The organism is Pseudomonas sp. NPDC087346 (assembly GCF_044744235.1).
In the GTDB taxonomy this organism is placed as follows: domain Bacteria; phylum Pseudomonadota; class Gammaproteobacteria; order Pseudomonadales; family Pseudomonadaceae; genus Aquipseudomonas.
Window position 1 is genome coordinate 1 of record NZ_JBIUXX010000152.1, and the last position, 2,774, is coordinate 2,774.

2 protein-coding genes are annotated in these 2,774 nt (G+C 58.1%); both read left to right on the top strand.

What is annotated here, in order from left to right:
- The first annotated feature begins 315 nt into the window (after positions 1–315).
- The gene (murJ, locus tag ACIOZM_RS31630; RefSeq protein WP_401221567.1) at positions 316–1,854 is read left to right on the top strand and encodes a murein biosynthesis integral membrane protein MurJ; all 1,539 of its coding nucleotides are present in this window, start codon (positions 316–318) and stop codon (positions 1,852–1,854) included.
- 129 nt (positions 1,855–1,983) lie between these two features.
- Positions 1,984–2,774 (top strand): bifunctional riboflavin kinase/FAD synthetase (gene ribF / locus ACIOZM_RS31635; protein ID WP_401221569.1); only part of this gene is annotated, 791 nt, incomplete at its 3' end.

A 2,774-nucleotide genomic window follows, 5' to 3' on the forward strand; every position in this document is an offset into this window, starting at 1 on the left:
CAAGATACACACAATCAAAACACCAAGATATTCACATATTTTGTCGGAAGGTGTGTTGGCCACCGTCGAGCTCCTCGAAAGACTTTTTAGTAAATAGCAAACAAAATAGGCCGCGAATCATGCCGATGAAGAGATGTCTTGTCAAGGGCGCTTGAAACGTTCCGCTAAGTGGTAGGTGTAAAGAGGCGGGATATTTATTTCCGGCGCTTGACCTGTAAACTCGCGAGCTTTGGCTCTGTGCTGTTGCGGCGCGGAGTATCGCACAAGTAGGCGCATTGTTCGCCTGCTGTTTATCGACAGGCACAAATTCCCTCAATGAATCTGCTCAAATCGTTGGCCGCCGTCAGCTCTATCACTATGGTTTCCCGAGTTCTGGGCTTTGTTCGGGATACCCTGATTGCACGGACATTCGGTGCCGGGATGGCGACCGATGCCTTCTTTATCGCCTTCAAGCTGCCCAATTTGTTGCGCAGGATTTTCGCGGAAGGGGCGTTTTCCCAGGCATTTGTGCCGATTCTCGCGGAATATAAAAGTCAGAAGGGCGATGAGGCGACACGTACCTTCATTGCCTACGTGACGGGCCTGCTGACATTGGTACTGGCATTGGTCACCGCGCTGGGCATGATCGCCGCACCGTGGGTGATCTGGGCGACTGCCCCGGGTTTTGCCGATACGCCGGAAAAATTCCAGCTGACCTCTGACCTGTTGCGCGTCACCTTCCCCTATATATTGCTGATCTCGCTGTCGTCTCTGGCGGGCGCGATTCTCAACACCTGGAACCGTTTTTCGGTGCCGGCGTTCGTGCCGACGCTGCTTAACGTCAGCATGATCGTCTTCGCGCTGTTCCTGACGCCGTACTTCGATCCACCGGTCATGGCCCTCGGCTGGGCGGTGCTGGTCGGTGGTCTGGCGCAGTTGCTCTATCAACTGCCGCACCTGAAAAAGATCGGCATGCTGGTGCTGCCGCGCCTGAATCTGCGCGATACCGGCGTCTGGCGGGTAATGAAACAGATGCTGCCGGCGATCCTCGGCGTCTCGGTGAGCCAGATTTCCCTGATCATCAACACCATCTTCGCCTCGTTTCTGGTCGCCGGCTCGGTATCGTGGATGTATTACGCCGACCGTTTGATGGAGTTGCCGTCCGGGGTGTTGGGCGTGGCGCTGGGCACGATTCTGTTGCCGACGCTGGCAAAAACCTACGCCAGCAAGGATCGCCACGAATACTCGCGCATTCTCGATTGGGGTCTGCGCCTGTGCTTTGTGCTGGTACTGCCGTGTTCGCTGGCGCTGGGGATTCTCGCCGAGCCGTTGACCGTTTCGCTGTTCCAGTACGGCCAGTTCAGTGGCTTCGATGCGGAAATGACTCAGCGAGCGCTGATTGCCTATTCGGTCGGTCTGCTCGGGATTATCGTGATCAAAGTGCTGGCACCGGGCTTCTATGCACAACAGAACATTCGTACGCCGGTAAAGATCGCGATTTTTACTCTGATCGTTACCCAGTTGTTCAACCTGGTGCTGATTGGTCCGCTGGCCCACGCGGGTCTGGCGTTGGCGATCAGTGCCGGTGCCTGCCTGAATGCCGGGCTGCTGTTCTATCAGTTGCGCAAACAACAGATGTATCAGCCGCAACCGGGCTGGGCCAAGTTCGGTTTCAAGCTGGTAGTGGCGGTGGCAGTGATGTCGGCGGTATTGCTGATCGGCATGCATTTCATGCCGGCCTGGGATCAGGGGCACATGCTTGAACGCTTCCTGCGTCTGGGTGCATTGGTAGCGGCGGGCGTGGTGACGTATTTCGGTATGTTGCTGCTGATGGGCTTCCGTTTGCGCGACTTCAATCGCAAGGCGCTGAGCTGAGGTTTTGACCTCGATAAACCGGGGCGAACCGGCAGTTTTGTCGGTTCGTTCACTTTGGGTTACGGAGTTGCCTGTCGTCGGCCGCCGGGTGTGGTTATAATCGACCACTTTATGAGCAAGAAGCGCGTTATGCAGCTGGTTCGAGGCCTCCACAACTTGCGCCCCCAGCATCGGGGCTGCGTCGCCACTATTGGCAACTTTGACGGTGTTCACCGTGGTCACCAGGCTATCCTGGCCCGACTGCGTGAGCGTGCGCTCGAGTTGGGCGTACCCAGCTGCGTGGTGATTTTCGAGCCACAGCCACGGGAATTCTTTGCTCCCGAGACCGCGCCGGCACGTCTGGCCCGACTGCGCGACAAGCTGCAGTTGCTGGCCGCCGAAGGCGTCGACCGGGTCTTGTGCCTGGCGTTCAACCAGCGCTTGAGCAAGCTCAGCGCCAGTGAGTTCGTCGATACCATTCTGGTCGACGGCCTCGGTGTGCAGCATCTGGAGGTCGGTGACGACTTCCGCTTCGGTTGCGACCGCCTCGGTGATTTCGATTTCCTGCTGCAAGCCGGACAGGTTCACGGTTTTACCGTCGAAGCCGCGCAAACCGTCGAGCTGGACGGCATTCGCGTCAGCAGCACTCAGGTGCGCAACGCGTTGGCCGCCGCCGATTTTGCCTTGGCCGAACGCCTGCTCGGGCGCCCGTACCGGATCGCCGGTCGTGTGCTGCATGGCCAGAAACTGGCCCGGCAATTGGGTACGCCCACTGCCAACGTTCAACTCAAGCGTCGTCGCGTGCCGTTCACCGGGGTTTATCTGGTGGATGTGGACATCGACGGCAAGACCTGGCCCGGCGTCGCCAATATTGGCGTGCGGCCCACGGTGCAAGGTGATGGCAAGGCCCACCTTGAAGTCCATCTTTTAGATTTTGCCGT